17 protein-coding genes are annotated in these 19,393 nt (G+C 61.2%); 8 read left to right on the top strand and 9 right to left on the bottom strand.

The window, feature by feature from the left end; genetic code table 11:
- Positions 1-240: 240 nt before the first annotated feature.
- Genes H8S56_RS18190 through cbiE form a run of 3 tightly spaced genes read right to left on the bottom strand, consistent with a single transcriptional unit; the run spans position 241 to position 3,268 of the window.
- Entirely contained in the window at positions 241-957 is a 717-nt protein-coding gene (locus H8S56_RS18190; RefSeq protein ID WP_187519403.1) for a cobalt-precorrin-6A reductase, read from the bottom strand.
- Complete coding sequence (locus H8S56_RS18195; protein ID WP_187519404.1) at positions 954-2,066, bottom strand: cobalt-precorrin-5B (C(1))-methyltransferase; 1,113 nt, start codon at positions 2,064-2,066, stop codon at positions 954-956. Before H8S56_RS18195 ends, H8S56_RS18190 begins: the two co-directional genes overlap by 4 nt.
- Positions 2,066-3,268 carry a precorrin-6y C5,15-methyltransferase (decarboxylating) subunit CbiE gene (gene cbiE / locus H8S56_RS18200; protein ID WP_187519405.1) on the bottom strand — a complete coding sequence of 401 codons (1,203 nt, stop codon included), beginning with the start codon at positions 3,266-3,268 and terminating at the stop codon, positions 2,066-2,068. The genes H8S56_RS18195 and cbiE overlap by 1 nt, the downstream gene beginning before the upstream one ends.
- A 155-nt stretch (positions 3,269-3,423) precedes the next feature.
- Here cbiE and cobG point away from each other — a divergent pair, with 155 nt between their 5' ends.
- From cobG to H8S56_RS18240, 8 genes are all read left to right on the top strand, one after another.
- The gene (cobG, locus tag H8S56_RS18205; protein WP_187519406.1) at positions 3,424-4,764 is read left to right on the top strand and encodes a precorrin-3B synthase; all 1,341 of its coding nucleotides are present in this window, start codon (positions 3,424-3,426) and stop codon (positions 4,762-4,764) included.
- A complete protein-coding gene (locus H8S56_RS18210) occupies positions 4,761-5,387 on the top strand; it encodes a precorrin-8X methylmutase (protein ID WP_024685422.1) in 627 nt (208 codons plus the stop codon). The genes cobG and H8S56_RS18210 overlap by 4 nt, the downstream gene beginning before the upstream one ends.
- On the top strand, positions 5,384-6,118 hold the full coding sequence (locus tag H8S56_RS18215; protein ID WP_408003835.1) for a precorrin-2 C(20)-methyltransferase: 735 nt from the start codon (positions 5,384-5,386) through the stop codon (positions 6,116-6,118). The genes H8S56_RS18210 and H8S56_RS18215 overlap by 4 nt, the downstream gene beginning before the upstream one ends.
- Entirely contained in the window at positions 6,118-7,818 is a 1,701-nt protein-coding gene (gene cobJ / locus H8S56_RS18220) for a precorrin-3B C(17)-methyltransferase (RefSeq protein WP_187519407.1), read from the top strand. Before H8S56_RS18215 ends, cobJ begins: the two co-directional genes overlap by 1 nt.
- A gap of 347 nt (positions 7,819-8,165) precedes the next feature.
- Positions 8,166-8,999, top strand: a complete 834-nt coding sequence (locus H8S56_RS18225) for a hypothetical protein (RefSeq protein ID WP_024685419.1) — start codon at positions 8,166-8,168, stop codon at positions 8,997-8,999.
- A gap of 57 nt (positions 9,000-9,056) precedes the next feature.
- Complete coding sequence (locus tag H8S56_RS18230; RefSeq protein WP_187519408.1) at positions 9,057-9,791, top strand: hypothetical protein; 735 nt, start codon at positions 9,057-9,059, stop codon at positions 9,789-9,791.
- Positions 9,775-10,410, top strand: coding sequence for a hypothetical protein (locus H8S56_RS18235; RefSeq protein ID WP_187519409.1), 636 nt, complete (start codon positions 9,775-9,777; stop codon positions 10,408-10,410). Before H8S56_RS18230 ends, H8S56_RS18235 begins: the two co-directional genes overlap by 17 nt.
- 33 nt (positions 10,411-10,443) lie before the next feature.
- Positions 10,444-11,079, top strand: a complete 636-nt coding sequence (locus H8S56_RS18240; RefSeq protein ID WP_187519410.1) for a hypothetical protein — start codon at positions 10,444-10,446, stop codon at positions 11,077-11,079.
- A gap of 6 nt (positions 11,080-11,085) precedes the next feature.
- Here H8S56_RS18240 and H8S56_RS18245 read toward each other — a convergent pair whose 3' ends face one another.
- The 6 genes from H8S56_RS18245 to dusB form a co-directional block, all read right to left on the bottom strand.
- A complete protein-coding gene (locus H8S56_RS18245; RefSeq protein ID WP_024685415.1) occupies positions 11,086-11,682 on the bottom strand; it encodes a MarC family protein in 597 nt (198 codons plus the stop codon).
- A 74-nt stretch (positions 11,683-11,756) separates the two neighbouring features.
- Positions 11,757-14,546 carry a hybrid sensor histidine kinase/response regulator RetS gene (gene retS / locus H8S56_RS18250; RefSeq protein WP_187519411.1) on the bottom strand — a complete coding sequence of 930 codons (2,790 nt, stop codon included), beginning with the start codon at positions 14,544-14,546 and terminating at the stop codon, positions 11,757-11,759.
- Positions 14,547-14,637: 91 nt separating this feature from the next.
- Complete coding sequence (gene purD, locus H8S56_RS18255; RefSeq protein ID WP_024685413.1) at positions 14,638-15,933, bottom strand: phosphoribosylamine--glycine ligase; 1,296 nt, start codon at positions 15,931-15,933, stop codon at positions 14,638-14,640.
- A 201-nt stretch (positions 15,934-16,134) separates the two neighbouring features.
- Positions 16,135-17,739, bottom strand: a complete 1,605-nt coding sequence (purH, locus tag H8S56_RS18260; protein WP_187519412.1) for a bifunctional phosphoribosylaminoimidazolecarboxamide formyltransferase/IMP cyclohydrolase — start codon at positions 17,737-17,739, stop codon at positions 16,135-16,137.
- Positions 17,740-17,821: 82 nt separating this feature from the next.
- Entirely contained in the window at positions 17,822-18,142 is a 321-nt protein-coding gene (fis, locus tag H8S56_RS18265) for a DNA-binding transcriptional regulator Fis (protein ID WP_002555375.1), read from the bottom strand.
- Entirely contained in the window at positions 18,139-19,152 is a 1,014-nt protein-coding gene (dusB, locus tag H8S56_RS18270; RefSeq protein WP_024685411.1) for a tRNA dihydrouridine synthase DusB, read from the bottom strand. Before dusB ends, fis begins: the two co-directional genes overlap by 4 nt.
- Positions 19,153-19,393: the final 241 nt, after the last annotated feature.

The following is a 19,393-nucleotide window of genomic DNA, read 5'->3' on the forward strand; positions in this document are numbered from 1 at the left end:
AAGCACTGCTGCTCCAGCGCCTTTAACACCTCATTAACCCCGGTGGAGTCGCTGCCACTGCTTCCCCACGGAGAACTCAAATTGTGGGAGCGAGCTTGCTCGCGAAGGCGGCAGAGTGAGCACTACTGCTCCAGCGCCTTTAACACCTCATTAACCCCGGTGGAGTCGCTGCCACTGTTTCCCCACGGAGAACTCAAATTTGTGGGAGCGAGCTTGCTCGCGAAGGCGGCTGAGTGAGCACTACTGCTCCAGCGCCTTTAACACCTCATTAACCCCCCAAAACACCCGATCCACTTCAGGCAGTTCAGGCCGTTTCAGGATCAGTACCGGCAAGCCGCGCTCGCGGGCGATGTCGAGTTTGGGTTCGGTGGAGTCGCTGCCGCTGTTCTTGCTGATCAGTACATCGATCCGGCGTTGTTCGAACAGCTGACGCTCGTCTTCCAGCAAGAAAGGGCCGCGGGCTCCGATGACGTCGCAGCGCTCGTTGCCGGGGTAGCTGTCCAGTGCGCGCAGCGTCCAGAACTGGTGATCAGGGATTTCTTCAAGATGCTGCAGCGGCTCGCGCCCCAAAGTGAAGAAAGGACGTTTGAACGGTGCCAGCGCAGCGACCAGCTCCGACCAGCCGGCCACTTCCCGCCAGTCATCGCCGGGCCCGGCCTGCCACGCGGTGCGGCGCAAGGCCCAGCAGGGAATGCCTGCACGCTTTGCTGCAAGGGCGGCGTTGTGGCTGATTTGGGCTGCGTAAGGGTGCGTGGCGTCCAGCAGTAAATCGACGCCGTGCTCGCGAATGTACTGTGCCATGCCCTCAGCGCCGCCATAACCGCCGACTTTCAACTGACAGGTCAGGTCGGTCGGCACTCGGCCAACGCCTGCCAGGCTGTAAATGTGCTCAGGCCCCAAGGTGCGGGCGATGGCCAGTGCTTCAGCAATACCACCCAATAACAAAATACGTTTCATGCGGGTTCTCCAAGTGATAGCACACCAGCCTGCCCGACGATTGCGCCCTGACGATCAATGGCGAACACTTCGACCTGAACGCGGGCGGGCACCACGCTGCGGGCGAAATTCAAGGCGTGCTGGCAGACCACATCACCCAACGGCACGCCGACCGCAGCGCTCATTGCCAGCGCCTGCTGGCTGGTGTTGGCGTCGCGTATCTGCTGTTGCAGTTCGCTGTCCGCGCCAGCATCCGCTGCCCATTGCGCCAGTTGTGGCAGGTCGATGCTGGAATGGCGGCTGTGCAGGTCCATGTGTCCAGCCGCCAGTTTGCTGATCTTGCCGAAGCCGCCGCACAGGCTGAGCTTTTCCACAGGCACTTTGCGCAGGTGCTTGAGCACTGCGCCAACGAAGTCGCCCATTTCGATCAGGGCAATGTCCGGGATGTTGTACACCCGGCGCATGGTGTCTTCGCTGGCGTTTCCGGTGCAGGCGGCAATGTGCACGTAGCCATTGGTGGTGGCGACATCGATACCCTGATGGATTGACGCGATGTACGCCGCGCAGGAAAAGGGACGTACGATCCCGCTGGTGCCCAGAATCGACAGCCCGCCGAGGATCCCCAGGCGCGGGTTCATGGTCTTGAGCGCCAGCGCCTCGCCGCCCTCGACACCGATCATGACTTCGAAGCCCCCACCATAGCCCAGCGATTCAGCCAGATTCAGCAAGTGCTCGGTCATCATGCGGCGCGGTACAGGGTTGATGGCCGGCTCACCAACGCCCAGCACCAGACCAGGACGTGTCACGGTGCCGACCCCAGCGCCCGCCACAAAGCGCACGCCAGGCGCAGGTTCCAGCCTGACGCGGGCGAACACCAGCGCCCCATGCGTTACATCAGGGTCGTCGCCAGCGTCTTTCAGCGTTCCGGCCTCCGCGTAATCATCCACACAGCGGCAGAACTCCAGACGCATCTGAACCTGTTTGCCCTTGGGCAGCACGATCTCGACCGCATCGCTTACCTGTCCGCTGAGCAGCAATCGGGCGGCCGCGAGGCTGGTCGCGGTCGCGCAGCTTCCCGTGGTCAAGCCACTGCGCAGCGGGGCGGGTTGTTCAGCGGTCTCGTCACGCATCAGGGCTTGACCACATCCAGCAGGGTGATCGGCAAGGCCTGACGCCAGGTATCGAACTCGCCCAACGGTTGGGCGTGGGCGACATGGATACGGGTCAGCTCGCCGCCGTAACGCTCGCGCCAGGCCATCAGTGCGGATTCGCTTTGCAGGGTGACGGCATTGGCGACCAGCCTGCCACCCGGCCGCAACTGCTCCCAGCAGGTTTCCAGCACGCCGATGCGGGTCACGCCGCCACCGATGAAGACGGCGTCTGGACGTTCAAGACCGCTCAGGGCCTGTGGCGCTGTGCCGCGCACCAGTTGCAGACCCGGCACGCCGAGCGCATCGCGATTGAATTCGATCAGTTGTTGCCGTCCTTCATCAGCCTCGATAGCCAGCGTGCGACACGTCGGGTGGGCACGCATCCATTCGATGCCAATGGAGCCGCAACCGGCCCCGACATCCCACAGCAACTCGCCCGGCACCGGGGCCAGACGGGCCAGCGTGATTGCCCTGACGTCACGCTTGGTGAGCTGGCCGTCATGCTCGAACGCGCTGTCGGGCAAGCCGGCGAGGGTTGTCAGGCGCGTGGCGCTGGCGTCGGCGCGGCAGTCGATGGCGACCAGGTTCAACGCGGCGATGTCAGGGTTGCCCCAGTCGCTTGCCAGGCCATCGATACGCCGCTCGGCTTCGCCACCCAGGTGTTCAAGCACGCTCATGTGGCTGGGGCCGAAACCCCGTTCGCGCAGCAGGCCAGCAATGATCGCCGGGCTGCTGCCGTCGTTGCTCAGCACCAGCAGGCGCACGCCGTGATGAATATGGGCGTTGAGCGCGGCGACGGGACGGGCGACCACCGACAGCGTGACCACATCCTGCAGCGGCCAGCCCAATCGCGCCGCGGCCAGCGAATAAGAGGAGGGCGCAGACAGAATGCGCATCTCATCGATAGCGACGACACGGCTCAGGCTGGCACCGACGCCGAACAGCATCGGATCGCCGCTGGCCAGCACACAGACTTCGGCCCCGCGCTGTTCCAGTACAGGATTGAGCGAAAAAGGACTCGGCCATGCGCGACGTTCGGCACGGATGCACGGTGGCAGCAATGCCAGCTGGCGAGGGCCGCCGAACACCTGATCGGCGCGCAGCAGAGCGTGCCGGGCGTTCCTGCCCAGGCCTTTGTAACCGTCTTCTCCGATTCCCACCACTGTCAGCCAAGGCGACATGCATACCCCTCAATCCGAACTTCCGACAGAGCGCCTTTTCATGCCTGCGGACAAAGCAGGCATAATACCGCGCCCGACGGGGTACAAGTGCTCTAATCCATGGACGGGTTCAGCCAGTTTCAGTCGGTTCCAGTCAGTCCCTGCCAGGTGATCCATTGAACGAGCAGAAGTCCGCTCGCACACTCAGCGCAACGCTACGCCCCTCGGCCTGTCCGGGGTTGCTGCGTATCGTCCCGGCGCTGGACGGAGGCATTTGCCGGATCAAACTGCCCGGCGGGGTGCTGCTGGCCGAACAGGCGCAGGCCGTGGCTCACGCGGCGCGCACTTATGCACAAGGCGTGATCGAGGCCACCAACCGCTCAAATCTGCAGATTCGTGGCGTGGGCGACGATCATGACGTGCTGATCAGGGTACTTTTGGACGCAGGCCTCGGCCCGTCCCACCCAGACAGCGACGATGTGCGCAACCTGATGCTCAGCCCGGTCGCGGGGCTGGACGCCCAGATGCTGTTCGATGCCCGGCCGCTGGCGGCGCAGATTCTCACGGCGCTGGAAACTCACCCGCGCTTCCACGAGCTGTCGCCCAAGTTTGCGATTTCGCTGGACGCTGGTGAAGCGCTGGTGATGCTGGAGCATCCCCACGACCTGTGGCTCTCGGCATTGAAACGTGGCGATCAGGTGATGCTGGCGTTCGGGCTGGCAGGTTGTCCGGCCCACGACACACCTCTGGCTGCGGTGCCGTTGGCCGATGGGCAGGCTCTGGTCGTCGCACTGCTTGAGCTGTTTCTCGACCTGGCCCGCCCGGAACACACCCGCATGCGGCATTTGCTGGCCGAGGTGTCGACCGACGAGATCCTGCGCCAGCTTTCGGCGCGTCTGAACAGGGAGCTGTGCGTTGAGCCTGCGGTTACGCAGTGGCAACGTCCCGCCATCCAGCACCAGCGCCACATCGGCATTTATCCACAGGCTCAGCCAGCCGTCGTCTCGGTGGGCGCTGTCGTGCCGCTGGGACGTCTCGATGCCGACATGCTCTCGGCTGTCGCTCAGTTGGCTTCGCGAGCAGGCGACGGTTCTTTGCGCCTGACGCCCTGGCAAAGCCTGATGGTGCCCAACGTGCCCGTCGAACGAGCGCCCGAGGTGCTCGATGCGCTACAGGCTGCGGGCCTGATCTGTTCGGCCGGCCAGCCACTGGCGCACCTTGTCGCCTGCACCGGTTCGGCCGGTTGTGCCAAGGGGCTGGCCGATACCAAGGCCGATGCGCAGCAGCTGGCAGCGCACTTGCATCACAGTCAGGCGCTGCACCTGACTGGCTGCCGACGCTCCTGCGCTGCGGCGCATGTGGCACCGATGACGCTGCTGGCCGTTTCGCCCGGCCGCTATGACCTTTATTTTCGCGACGCAGCCCATGCCGGTTTCGGTGTGCTGCGCGCGCGTGACCTCACTATTGAAGCAGTCGGTGCGTTGTTGAACGCCGACTCACGGAGCCACACTGCATGATTGATTACATCCGCGATGGTCAGGAGATTTATCGCAACTCCTTCTCGATCATTCGCGCCGAAGCGCGCCTGGACACGATCCCTGCCGACCTGGAAAAACTCGCCGTGCGCGTGATCCACGCCTGCGGGATGGTCGAAGTCATCGAAGACCTGCGCTTCTCGCCGGGTGCAGGCAAGGCCGGACGCGATGCGCTGGCGGCGGGCGCGCCCATTCTGTGCGACGCGCGCATGGTGTCAGAGGGCATCACCCGCACCCGCTTGCCTGCCAACAATGAGATCATCTGCACCCTGCATGACGAAGGCGTGCGGGAAATGGCGCTGGAACTGGGCAATACCCGTTCCGCCGTGGCGCTTGAGCTTTGGCGTCCGTACCTGGAAGGCAGTGTGGTGGTGATCGGCAACGCGCCGACAGCGCTGTTCTATCTGTTGGAAATGCTGGATGCCGGCGCGCCGAAGCCTGCGTTGATCCTCGGTTTTCCAGTCGGTTTCGTCGGCGCGGCCGAATCCAAGGCCATGCTCGCTGCCGACAGCCGTGGCGTGCCGTTCGTGATCATGCAGGGTCGTCGTGGCGGTAGCGCCATGGCCGTTGCAGCCGTCAACGCACTGGCCACGGAGATCGAATGATGCAGGCACGCGGTCGATTGATTGGCCTGGGCGTTGGCCCCGGCGACCCGGAGCTGATCACCGTCAAGGCGCTGCGCCTGCTGCGCGAGTCGCCGGTGGTCGCGTATTTCGTGGCCAAGGGCAAGAAAGGCAATGCGTTCAGCATCATCGAGGCGCACCTGCAGGACGTTCAAACGTTGATGCCGCTGGTGTACCCGGTCACCACCGAAGCCCTGCCTGCGCCGCTGTCCTACGAGACAGTCATCAGTGACTTCTACGACGAGTCGAGCCTGCTGATTGCTGCGCACCTGGACGCTGGCCGCGACGTGGCAGTCATCTGTGAAGGCGACCCGTTCTTCTACGGCTCTTATATGTACCTGCATGACCGGTTGGCCGAGCGTTACGAGGCGCAGGTGATCCCCGGCGTATGCTCGATGCTGGGTGGCGCTTCGGTGCTGGGCGCGCCACTGGTGTATCGCAATCAGAGCCTGTCGGTGCTGTCTGGCGTGCTGTCCCACGACGACCTGAAACGCAAGCTGGCCGATGCCGACGCCGCGGTGATCATGAAGCTGGGTCGCAACTTTCATAAAGTGCGCGAAGTGCTGACCGAATTGGGCATGCATGAGCGCGCGCTCTATGTCGAGCGGGCAACCATGGCCAACCAGAAAATCGTGCCGCTGGATCAGGTCGACCCGATGTCTTCGCCCTATTTCTCGTTGATCATCGTTCCCGGCGACAGGTGGCAAGGCTGATGGTGCACAACATTCCGGCCATCGTCATTCTGGGCAACGGCAGCCTGGCCACCGCACGACGCATCCAGCGCCTGTATCCCGATGCCGTGATTCATGGACTGGCCGAGCGGGTGCAGGGTGCTGACAGCACATACACCGAATTTGGCGCGACAGTGCGCCAGTTGTATCAGCAGAACACCCCGATCATTGCGCTGTGCGCGGCGGGCATCGTGATTCGCACCCTGGCGCCGCTATTGCTGGAGAAAGGCGTCGAGCCGCCGGTGCTGGCCGTGGCTGAAGACGGCAGTGCGGTCGTGCCGCTGCTGGGTGGTCTGGGCGGGGTCAACGTCATGGCTCGCGCGATTGCTGCAGGCCTGGCGGTCAATCCGGCGATCACCACCAGTGGCGAGTTGCGTTTCGGCACTTGCCTGCTCAATCCTCCGAGCGGTTATGCCTTGGGCGATCTGGAACTGGGCAAGCGCTTCGTTTCCGATCTGTTGTCTGGCGAGTCGGTGCGTATCGAGGGTGACGCGCCGTGGCTGGCTCAGGCGCAACTGCCCGAAGACCCCCAGGCTGAACTGGCCATTCATGTGGGTTATGCCTTGCGCGAGCCATCGGCCAACGAACTGCTGATCTACCCGCGTAACGTATTGGTCGCCGTGGACGAGTGCCTTCCTGAGCTGGCCACTCAGGTCCGCCAGGCCTTGCGTGACGCCCGGATTGCCGAACAGTCGCTGGCTTGTCTGCTGGCAGGTGAACAGCACATGGCCAATGCACTGTTGCATGAGGCTGCCGCTGAACTGGGCGTGCCGGTGCGTTTTGTCACGGCAGGTTCGGCCAGTGACATGGCGATGAGCGCTGTGCCGCAACTGCTGCCGCCTTTGAGTCTTGCGGGGATGGCCATTTCTGTCGCGGCCCAGCCGCTGGAGCCGAGCCAGATCGGCCGTGGCCGTGGACGCCTTGCGGTGATCGGCCTGGGGCCGGGCGCAGCAGACCTGATGGTGCCTGCGGTCAAGGCCGAGCTGGCACGTGCCAACGATGTGCTGGGCTATGAAACCTACGTGCGTATGGCCGGGCCGTTCCGCGCCGATCAGGTGCTGCACTGCACGGACAACCGTGAAGAGATGATGCGCGCGCGTCACGCGTTCGAGCTGGCGGCGGAAGGTCGCTCGGTGGTGGTGGTATCGTCGGGCGATCCCGGCGTGTTTGCCATGGCGTCGGCGGTGCTCGAAGCGTTGCATGAGTCCGACAACCCGCAGTGGCACGCCGTCGATCTGGAAATCCTGCCGGGTGTTTCTGCCTCGCTGGCCACTGCCGCCCAAGCAGGTGCGCCGCTGGGGCATGACTTCTGCGTGCTGTCGCTGTCGGACAACCTCAAACCCTGGGACGTCATCGAAAAGCGTCTGGACCTGGCCTGTCAGGCGGACCTGGCGCTGGCGTTCTACAACCCGATTTCCCGCTCCCGGCCCTGGCAACTGGGGCGTGCCCTGGAAATCGTCAGGCAACACCGCACGCCTGAGACGCCCGTCACGCTGGGTCGTGACATCGGTCGTCCCGGCCAGACGCTGCGCATCATCACGCTGGGTGAGTTGACGCCCGAGCAGGTGGACATGCGAACCATGGTGCTGATTGGTTCGTCGCTGACCTGTACGTTTCCTCGCAATGAGGGACGTCAGTGGGTGTATACACCGCGCTGGTACGGGGCCAAGCCTACGAAATAATGTACGGATGCGTAGGTACGTTTCCACATGGATGTGGGAACGCGCCGAATTGATCGCATAAAAAGCCCTTGCCGGCCCCGGGTTTTCATCGCTGTTGCGACGTGAATTGATTTCTGCCGAACAACAAGCCTTGTAATAAATCGCCTCTATTCAATTCGGAGTGTGTCTCGACGCCTTTGTAATCAGGCCGTGCGCGAGACTCGCTCCCACTTCTTCATACGGCTGACGTCCGTCCTGCTACGGCAATGAGTCACGGCGCATTACACAAACGCATGCCTGTTCAGGTTCCGCCAATTCGCTAGTCTCGTTTCGTCCATCAGGACTTCATAAATTAAAGGACTAATGAAATGAAACCGGAAACAACCCTGCGTACTGTCGACAGCATCGATTCAAACTATCTGGCGGCCTGCGAACTGGCTGACTGCTCGCACTCGCTGGCAGAACACGTTGCAACACTGTCCGCACCATCTCTCCTGGACACCGCGCCGCCTGACGCCGAGGCGGGAACGGCAGGCACGGCAGAGGGCGCGGTAGTCGGCGGCAGCCTGATTGCCTTCGCCGAGGGCGTATCGCGTCAGAACAAGGAAGACATCATGGACTCCTTCCTGTTTGCCACACTGGTGGCCAACAAGGCGTTCAATCCCGAGTCGCAAAGTGACCTCTGGTACGGCAAGTTCAACGACGTGCTGTCCAAGCTGGGCTGGCTGTCCACCCACTGGAGCTACGCTCGATACCGCGCCGCGCAGCAGCGCTTCTCGATGGATGAGGTGGGGCTGGAAATTCTCGGCTCGGCCATCGCTGCGGCGAGCCTGCCAGGGCCTGCGTCGGTGGCCATGCTGAAGGTCGCCAAGGATGCAGTGACTGCCTTGAGCGCCAAAAAGGAGCCATTGCGTCTTTTCGAGCGTCAGACCAAGACGCATCGCGGCGGTAACTTCCGCATTGCGGCCTGCTCCGAGTCCGCAGACGGAGGCGTCAGTCTGGCCATGGCCGCGGTTGCTTTCAGCGCCAATACCAACGTCACCAATGTGCTGTTCTGGGAATGGCAGCACTCGGATGTGGAAACGTATCGAGGTGAAAACAACCTGGTCTTCAATACCCGCGTGTATGCGGGCGTTCGAGCGGTTGTGCAGGAGAAGCTTGGCAAAAGTGCCGAGAGCGCCATCGAAGCGTTCGAGATCTGACCCGATGGGTGCGAAGGTGCCTGGCACCTTCGCTCTCTCAACAAGGAGGGCTGTTAAATGGAGCATATTTACGAGGGGGCCGTCGTCAACGCAGGGTGCTTGTTGTTTTTTCCTGAACAGGTGGCAGTGGATCGGCCCAACGATGTTCTGGATTCGTTGTTATACATTCAGTTGGCGGCGGCCAAAAAATATCCAAAATTTGTGGAGTTCGACAACTGGAAGGATACCTGGCTGGCGGCAACGCTGCGTTTTGGCTGGGCTCTCAAAGCCAGTGCCTATGTCAGTGAAGCACTGCCAACCGTCGATACTGTCTGGCGTCTGGCCAGTGGCGCATTGGCGACGTCAGTCCCGCCCCAAGAGCTGGCCCGCATTGAGACACTCGTTCGGCAGGCCTGCCTGCAGCCTCAGGATTACCCGGCACTCTACGTGTTGGGCCGTCACGCGATGCATGTCCAGATAGCGGGGCCGGAGCGCAGTATCGACGCTTTAGTGCCCGATTCACCCAAGAGCACGACCGCAGTGGCGTTGCAACTGGGGCATGTCACGGCAGATGGCGCTCTGAACCTGACTCAACTGCATTTCACCACCCGCCAACCGCTGACGGCCGGGTTTCTGTTCGACGCGCTTGAACCCGGCATGATGTGTGGCAACGTCGAGGTGACGGTCTACTCGATGCGATTGATGGATCAGGTTTACACGCCGTTCCGTGAAGCATTCGCCACCGCCCTGCAGGATCGGCGCGCTGCTCTGGTCCTGTCGCTGGAGGAGGTGTCCCATGAGTCCGGGCAGTGAAAGCTGTCTGTACGGGACCAACCTGGTGTCCTTCGGCGAGGGGGGCGAGGCCGGTTTGCGACAGGACGTCCTGGACTGCTTGCTGTATGCGCAGCTCAAGGCTGATGACGAGACCTCGCGTCAACACAACTGGCGAGGGTGGCTGCACGCCTTTCAGCACTTCATGCAGAAGGCGGGAGCACGCCAGTCAGCCGTTGTTGGCGATAACATGATGATCGTTCGTGGTCTAGGTGACCTGTCCAATCCGCGCTTTCTGGGCGCTTCCTCTTCGGCCGAACTTCGTGGCCTGTTCAATCGTTCGATCGACACGCTCATGACCAGTGAACAGGCAAAAAACTACTTCCGTTCATGGTTCAGTTCTGGACGGTCCGAAAGTGTGCAGGTCGTGCCCTGTGTCATGGAGAGCGACGACGAAGTGACGATCATGCTGTGTGGCATTCAACTGACAACGCTGGCGTTGAGGCCAGGATTTTTTTTCTGGGACGTGCTGCGTGGCGAGATGCGCGTGCACTATGCCGGCGCTTCCTACCGCTTCAGCCGCACGCTGTTCGAGCCCTCGCGTTCGCAGGTTCAGGAAACGCTGGACAGCCATGCAACGCGCCAGATCATCCAGTTGTAACGTGAAATAATTCCCATGGAGGGAAGTACAAGCATGGACAGGCACGACAACAATGCTGTTTATCTGGGCGGTACACGCAGCATGGCCGCCTTCCTCCCAGGGCTGTCTGCGCAGGAAAGGACGGACCTTCAGGACGTGTTGCTGGATGCTCAGTTGTTCGCGGGAACACAGTTTGGCTTCGAGAGACAGTGGGCAAGCTGGATGCATTATTACCGCAACCGGCTCAAGTCCCGTGGTGTGCAGGAGAGAAGTCTGGTCACCAGCGATTCGTTGCTATTGAGCAGCGTGGCGGATTTGAGGGACGCGACTTTCGCGATCAAAGGCGTGACGGACCATCAACGCCTGGGCGACCTGGTTCGACGATCGTTTGATGCCATGGGCGTGTATCAGGCGGCAAGCGCCTATTTCGAACAAGGTTTCGACAATGGTCGTCTGGGCAGTTTCCAGATAGTGCCTTGTGCAAAGTCCGATTCTGGCCAGATCCTGATGTTGCTGTGTGGCTTGCATCTGGTGACTGACGCGTATTCGGCCGGAAGCCGCCGGCTGCTGTTTTTCTTCAAGGGCGGCAGCTACACCTTCGACCGCAGCCGGTACGCCGCATACCGCAGCGACGTGGCACGCTATCTGGGCAGCAAGAGCACCAGCATGATCAGCTCTTTCCAGATATGAGCCGCTTCATGGCACCAGATAGCCTTTGACGCCGGTGAAGATGATCTGTGCGGCCAGCGCGCAGACAAATAGCCCCATCAGGCGGCTGACGATCTGCAGGCCCTGGTCGCCAAGGATGCGTTCGATCCGGTTGGAGAGGTAAAGCACCACCCCGACTGTCAGGCTGGCCAGCGCAATACCCAACAGGGCAGTCAGCTTGTCATCCCAGTGCGGTTGACTGACACCCATCACCAGCAACGCACCGATGGTGCCGGGGCCGACCGTGATGGGGATTGTGAGGGGGACGATGGTCACGTCCTGCTGAATGTTGTCGGTCTGCACGGCCGACTTGCCCTGAGCCATGCCCAGCGCGGAAATGAACAGCACGCTGCCGGCGCCGATACGGAACGCATCGACCGTGATGCCGAAGACATCGAAAATCACGCGGCCAAACAGGTACAGCAGAACGCTTGAAACCAGTGTCGCCAAGGCAACCTTCCAGGCCAGGCGCTTCTGTTCCTTGCGCGAATGTCCACGGGTCAGGCTGATGAAACAGGACAGGACGAAGAAGGGGCTGTAAAGCACCAGCATCTTCAGGTAAACGCTGGACAACACATGGAGCATGACGTGGGCTCTTTGCGGCAGTTGGCGGGCCAGGGGAGTCTAACAGGCAGCGGGCTGCCTGACGCCTCGGCGTGTCAGTTTTGCCGGCAAAGATCAGCGTCCGATGTGAGTCCGCGTACCTTTTCGCGTTGTTCAACCCAGTGTTCGACCAGCTCGCGCAGTTGAGACAGCTCAATGGGCTTGGCCATGTGGCCATCCATGCCTGCCTGACGTGCCCGGTCCTTGTGCTCGGTCAGAATGTGGGCGGTCAGCGCGACCACTGGCGTGCGCACACGCTGATTGCCGACCTCCCAGGCGCGCAGTTGCTCGGTGGCCGAGAAACCGTCGAGCACGGGCATTTCGCAGTCCATCAGCACCAGGTCGTAGCGCTGCGCTTTCATGGCGCGCAAGGCTTCTTCGCCGTTGCTGGCGGTATCGGGATTGAGATTGAGCTTGCCCAGCATGCCGCGTATCACTTTGGTCGAAATGCTGTTGTCTTCGGCGACCAGAATACGGAAATCGGTGGGCACACGAACCGGCATGTTCAACACGGGTGCCGGATTGAGCAGGGCGACACCCTTGTTCAATTGGGTCAGCTCGTCCGCCAGTGTGGTCTTGAGGGTGTACCCGGCGACCGGCTTGGCCAGAATGCGCTTGATCCCGGCATTACGGGCGATGATCTTGCTCGGCGCGTTGCTGATGCCGGTCAGCATGATCAGCAGGATGTCATGGTTCAGGCTTGGGTCTTCCTTGATCTTGGCGGACAGCTGCATGCCGGTCATGCCAGGCATGTTCTGGTCCAGTAACACCACATCAAAGTAATCGCGCAAGTGTGCCCGGGTGCGCAACAGCGCCAGCGCTTCCTTGCCGGACGCCACGGCACTGACGTTCAGGCCCCAGGCGCTGCACTGCTGGACCAGCACCTTGCGGCAGGTGTCGTTATCGTCGACCACCAGCACCCTGGCGTCTTTCAGCGGACTGTCCAGATCAAGCGTGGGCTGTTCAAGCAGTTTGGCGTCCAGTGGCAGGGTCAGCCATAACGTGTTGCCCTGCGGACCGCCGTTCTGAATGCCGAACTCACCGTCCATCAGCACAATCAACTGTCGGGCAATCACCAGCCCAAGGTGCCCGCCAAGTTTACTGCTGGCCAGGAAATTCTTGCTGTGCAGTTCGGCATGCAGCAGCGCATCGCGCTCCTCGTCCGACAATGACTCGCCACTGTCCTGCACGGAAATGCGCAAACGCGGTTTGCCGGATTTCGAAGCGTCGAGGGCCACAGCCAGAAGGATCTCGCCTTCCTCGGTTTTCTTCAGCGCGTTTTCCAGCAGGCTCAACAGCGTCTGACGCAAGCGGGTCGGGTCGCCACTGATGACTCGCGGGACCTGGGGATGTATCAGGCTGATGAGTTCGACCTGTTGCTGTTCTGCCTTGGCGCGGAAGATATTCAGGCAATCCTCGACCAGTGCACTGATGTCGAACTGCACATCGTCGAGCTCGATCTGCCCCGATTCCAGCTTGGTGATGTCGAGGATCTCGTTGATCAGTGTCAGCAGCTCATTGCCCGCGCTGTGAATGGTCTGCACGTAATCGCGCTGCTTGACCGACAGCGGAGTGCCCAGCAGCAGTTCGGTCATGCCCAGAACACCGTTCATGGGTGTGCGTATCTCATGGCTGATCTTGGCCAGAAACTCGGCCTTGGCGTTGATCTCGGCAGTGCTGGCGGCCTGATCGCGGCTGATGCTGAACCGGTCTTCAGTGATGCTGCGATGCCGTTCGCTCAAGGCGGTGCTCATCAGCAATCCGCTGATGCAGAATACGGCCAGCAGCGACAGGATCAGCCACTGCGGAGGCACCAGGCTCAGCCACAGCAGCCCTGGCAGAACGACCATGTAACCAATGTTGAAGGTGATCATGCCCAGTACGAACAGTCGTGCCGAGCGGTAGCCCTTCTGCCAGTGCCACACCGAGACTGCCAGGATGCTCAGTGTGGTCATGGACACCAGCACAAAGGTCAGAATGTTGATGGGCAGGTTATCGTCGAGCAGTACGACCAGTGCCCCAAGCGCCATGAGCACTGCATTGCCCAGCAGCAGACGGTCCAGCGCTTTCACATTGCGGTGGACGAAGAAGCAGTAGGTGTAGATCAGCCCGGCAATGGCCGCCATCAGCAAGGCGAGGTGCGCGCCGGGCGTCTGTGAAATGCTCAAGGACTCAAGCGGGCTGAGCAGGTTGAGCAGCAGCAGGGCGCTGAGTGCCAGCAAGGCTTCGCACGCCGCCAGCCAGAGGTTGCTGCGTGAGCGAGTGTGTCCGTAGCGGGTCAGGTTCTGGACGATCAGCATGGCCAACGCGCCGAACAACAGGCCGAACAGGAACGGCTCGGTTTCATTGGCGGCACTTTCTATGGCAGGTTCCAGGGTAATGCTGGGGCGCATTTTCTGGGTTGAAACCAGCCGCAGGTAGATGTCCAGCGGCACGGCGCTTTGCGCAATGGTCAGCAGGAAATCGTTGGAAGGCAGTCGCTGGTCCTGCTTGGGCACCTCATTGCCCGTACGCATGTAATCAACCATGCGATCACCGTCCATGACATACATGTCGGCAGTGGCGAGGTCGGGGGCAAAGATGCGTAACAGTTGTTCGTGTTGGGTGGGATGCTGTCGATAATGCAGCCAGACGGCGCTGTTGCGGCCGGCCGCGACAACGTGCTCCAGTTCGACCGGGCTGAACTGATTCTGATAGCGGGCCGACCGGATTTCTTCAAGGTTCAGGGATGCCTTTTCATCGAGCAGTGTCGACCAGCCCGCGCCATGATCGGCCTGCGCCGAGAGCATGAAGAGCAGGGTCATCAACCCAATGGTCGAGGCTATGGCAATCCTGAGCCAGCGCACAATCAAATCCCTTCGTGAGTGAATATCGGGTAAATCTACGTCGCACCGGGACAACTGACCCGTCCCCCGTATGGAGAACGGGTCTGATCGTTTACTCCTGGCTTTCACCACGCTCACGGGCAATGGCGCGGTAGCCAATGTCCTTGCGGTAGAAACAACCTTCCCAATCGACTTCAGCGGCCAGTGCATAGGCATTTTTCTGTGCGGCACCAACACTTTCGCCCAGCGCTGTGGCACACAGTACACGACCACCACTGGTCACGACACGATCGTCCTGCAATGCAGTGCCCGCGTGGAACACCTTGCCACTGAGTTTAGCGGCTTTGTCCAGACCGTTGATGACAGCACCCTTTGCGTAGTCGCCAGGATAGCCGCCCGCCGCCAGCACGATGCCCAGGCTGGGACGTGGATCCCATTGCGCTTCGACCTTGTCCAGCGCCTGCGCCAGCGCCGCCTCGACCAGCAGGACCAGGCTCGATTGCAGGCGCAGCATGACCGGTTGGGTTTCCGGGTCGCCGAAGCGGCAGTTGAACTCGATGACCTTGGGGTTACCCGCTTTGTCGATCATCAGACCAGCATAGAGGAAGCCGGTGTAAACGTTGCCTTCGTCTGCCATGCCCCGGACAGTCGGCCAGATCACCAGGTCCATCACGCGCTGATGAACCTCGGCAGTGACCACCGGTGCCGGGGAATAAGCACCCATGCCACCCGTGTTCGGACCGCTGTCGCCGTCGCCGACCCGTTTGTGATCCTGGCTGGTCGCCATCGGCAGCACGTTCTTGCCATCGACCATGACGATGAAGCTGGCTTCTTCGCCATCGAGGAACTCTTCGATCACGACGCGCGAGCCAGCATCGCCAAAGGCATTGCCCGCCAGCATGTCACGTACGGCCTCTTCGGCCTCGCTCAGGGTCATGGCGACGATAACGCCCTTACCGGCTGCCAGGCCATCGGCCTTGATGACAATCGGTGCGCCTTTTTCGCGCAGGTAAGCCAGAGCCGGCTCGATTTCGGTGAAGTTCTGGTAATCGGCAGTCGGAATCTTGTGGCGTGCCAGGAAATCCTTTGTGAATGCCTTGGAACCCTCAAGCTGAGCAGCACCGGCGGTCGGGCCGAAGCAGTCCAGGCCGCGACTGCGGAACAGATCGACGACGCCTGCCACCAAGGGTACTTCAGGGCCGACGATGGTCAGGGAGACGTTCTTCTCGGCGAAGTCAGCCAGTTGCTCGAGTGCCAGCACGTCGATTGCGACGTTTTCGCACTTGGCCTCAATGGCAGTGCCTGCGTTCCCCGGTGCGACGAACACCTTCTGGATGCGTGGGTCCTGAGCGACTTTCCATGCCAGGGCGTGTTCACGACCGCCACTGCCGATAATCAAAACATTCATGTCAAAAACCTCGATGACGCTGATTCTGGGAGGTAGCGCGGCAATTCATCGTCGGATGACCCCGCGGTACGAGGTCGCAATGACGTAGGTGTATGCAAGGCGGATGGGGCTTCGCTGAGCGCAGTTGCCTCCTGGCAATGAGCATCAGCGGAGCCCCATCCAACGCAGCAGACGCCTGCGGCAGTGCGGCCGTTTCCTGAGTTAGTGGCGGAAATGGCGCATACCGGTGAAGACCATCGCAATACCGGCTTCATCTGCCGCCGCGATGACTTCATTGTCGCGCATCGAGCCGCCTGGCTGGATGACAGCGGTAATGCCGGCCTTGGCCGCATTGTCGATGCCGTCGCGGAACGGGAAGAATGCATCGGACGCCATGACAGCACCCTGCACCTGCAAGCCCGCATGCTCGGCCTTGATCGCGGCGATGCGCGCAGAGTTCACGCGGCTCATCTGGCCTGCGCCGACGCCGATGGTCTGGCGGTTCTTGGCGTAGACAATGGCGTTGGACTTCACGTACTTGGCGACCTTCCAGGCGAAGATCAGGTCGTGGATTTCGTGCTCGGTCGGCGCGCGCTTGGTCACAACCTTGAGGTCATCTTCCGTGATCATGCCGATGTCACGGCTCTGCACCAGCAGGCCACCGTTGACGCGCTTGTAATCCCACGCAGGCGTACGTTCGTTCCACTGGCCGCAGGTCAGCAGGCGCACGTTGGCTTTGCTGGCCACGATGGCCTGAGCTTCGGCACTGACGCTTGGGGCGATGATCACTTCAACGAACTGGCGCTCGACGATGGCCTTGGCCGTTTCGGCATCCAGCTCGCGGTTGAAGGCGATGATGCCGCCAAAGGCCGATTCGGTGTCGGTGGCGTAGGCCAGCTCATAGGCCTGGCGAATGCCGCCTTCGTCGTCCGGGCAGACCGAAACGCCGCACGGGTTGGCGTGCTTGACGATCACGCATGCAGGCTTGACGAAACTCTTGACGCATTCCAGCGCGGCATCGGTGTCTGCCACGTTGTTGAACGACAGTTCCTTGCCTTGCAGCTGGGTTGCGGTGGCGATGCCGACTTCGGCAGGTTTGGCTTCAACGTAGAACGCCGCGCTCTGGTGCGGGTTCTCGCCGTAGCGCATTTCCTGGGCCTTGACGAACTGGGTGTTGAAGGTGCGCGGGAACTGGCTGCGGCCTTCGGTGCTCAGGGTCTGTGCCGTCTGATCGACGCCGCCCAGGTAGTTGGCGATCATGCCGTCGTAGGCGGCGGTGTGCTCGAACGCCTTGAGCATCAGGTCGAAGCGCTGAGCGTACGTCAGGCCGCCGGCCTTGAGGCTTTCCAGCACCTGGCCGTAATCGCTGGCGTTGACCACGATGGCAACGTCCTTGTGGTTCTTGGCAGCGGAACGGACCATGGTCGGGCCGCCGATGTCGATGTTTTCAATCGCGGTCGGCAGGTCACAGCCGGGCTTGGATACCGTGGCTTCGAAGGGGTAGAGATTGACGGCGACCAGGTCGATCGGATTGATGCCGTGCTCGCTCATGATGGCGTCGTCGATGCCGCGACGGCCCAGAATGCCGCCGTGGATCTTGGGGTGCAGGGTCTTGACCCGGCCGTCCATCATTTCGGCGAAACCTGTGTAGTCAGCCACTTCAACTGCCGCGACACCGTTGTCCTTGAGCAGCTTGAAGGTTCCGCCAGTGGACAGGATCTCGACGCCAAGCGCTTCAAGCTCGCGGGCGAATTCGAGGATTCCGGTCTTGTCGGATACGCTGATCAAAGCGCGGCGGATCGGCAGGCGGGTAGTCTGGTCGGTCATCTCAATTTCCATCAAAAGCAAAAGAAGTCAGCAAAAAAAGGCGACCCTGTGCAAGGTGGGTCGCCTTTTCTGTTTTGAATGCCTAAAGCAGATCGTACTGTTTGAGTTTCTTGCGCAGCGTGCCGCGATTGAGGCCCAGTAGCTCGGAAGCCTTGGTCTGGTTGCCCTTGACGTAGTTCATCACGCTTTCCAGAAGCGGAGCCTCGACTTCCGACAACACCAGGTTGTAGACGTCAGTGACGGATGCGCCTTCGAGGTGGGCGAAATAATTGTGCAGCGCCTTCTCGACACTTCCGCGCAGGGTCTGACCCTCTTCGCTTGGCGTGTTCAGGTGCTGTTTCAAATTGACGTTGTCGCTCACGGGTGTTGTTCCACTCACTAAAGTCTCGGTCATCATCGTCATGCGGCCACCTCTTTATCATTCTGGTTATCCGGGCCCTTGCAGCCTTGGCTGAAGAACTCCCGGACGTTGGCGCACTGTGCTTCCGTATCTTCCAATCGATTGAATCGGGCGCGAAACTCCCTGGCGCCCGGCAAGGTTGCGAGATACCAACCGACGTGTTTGCGTGCAATTCGCACGCCCATTACGTCGCCGTAGAAAACATGAAGCGCTGCCAGATGCTCCAGCAGAATGCGCTCCACTTCTTCCAGCTGCAGGGCCGGGAGTGTTTCTCCGGTGCGCAGGTAGTGTTCTATCTCGCGAAAAATCCACGGCCGCCCCTGAGCGGCCCTGCCAATCAGTAATCCGTCCGCGCCGGTGGCGTGCAGCACGTACCGGGCCTTTTCAGGTGAATCGATGTCGCCGTTGGCAAACACCGGAATCGACACAGCCTGCTTGATGGCGGCAATCGTGTCGTACTCGGCTTCGCCGGTGTAAAGGTCTGCACGGGTTCGTCCGTGCACCGCCAGCGCCTGAATTCCGGCTTGCTCGGCGATTCTTGCAACCGTCAGCCCGTTCTTGTTCTCCCGGTCCCAGCCGGTGCGTATCTTCAGCGTGACCGGCACATCGACTGCAGCCACGACGGCCTGCAGGATCTCGCTCACCAGTTGTTCGTCCTTCAGCAGCGCAGAACCCGCTGCCTTGTTGCAGACTTTCTTGGCCGGGCAACCCATGTTGATGTCGATGATCTGGGCACCCAGCTCGACATTGGCACGCGCTGCGTCCGCCAGCATTTGCGCGTCTCCACCGGCGATCTGTACCGAGCGGGGCTCGGGATCACCTTCATGGATCATGCGCAGTCGCGATTTGCGGCTGTTCCACAGGCTCATGTCACTGGTGACCATTTCCGAGACCACCAGTCCTGCGCCGAGCTGTCGGCACAGCTGACGGAATGGCTGGTCGGTGACGCCCGCCATCGGGGCGAGAATCAAGCCATTTTGCAATGTATATGGGCCGATGCGTACCGCCGACATAGCCTTACCTATAGTGGGGCCGAATCATCCGCAGGCCGGGTAAAAAACCGTTCCACACGGTCTGCAACGGCCCATCCTGTCAGCCGCTTGCGCCACTGTCAGATCAAGCCGAGAGTTTGAAAAAGGGTTGGCATGATACCCGCTCTCGATGACTGGATAAAGGCTGAATTGGATAAAATCTGAACAGTTACTTTTGGGGCTTGCGGGCAGCCATTCCTCGGCGATTGTCGGTGAAATGCTG

This window comes from Pseudomonas triticifolii (assembly GCF_014358015.1).
Lineage (GTDB): Bacteria > Pseudomonadota > Gammaproteobacteria > Pseudomonadales > Pseudomonadaceae > Aquipseudomonas > Aquipseudomonas triticifolii.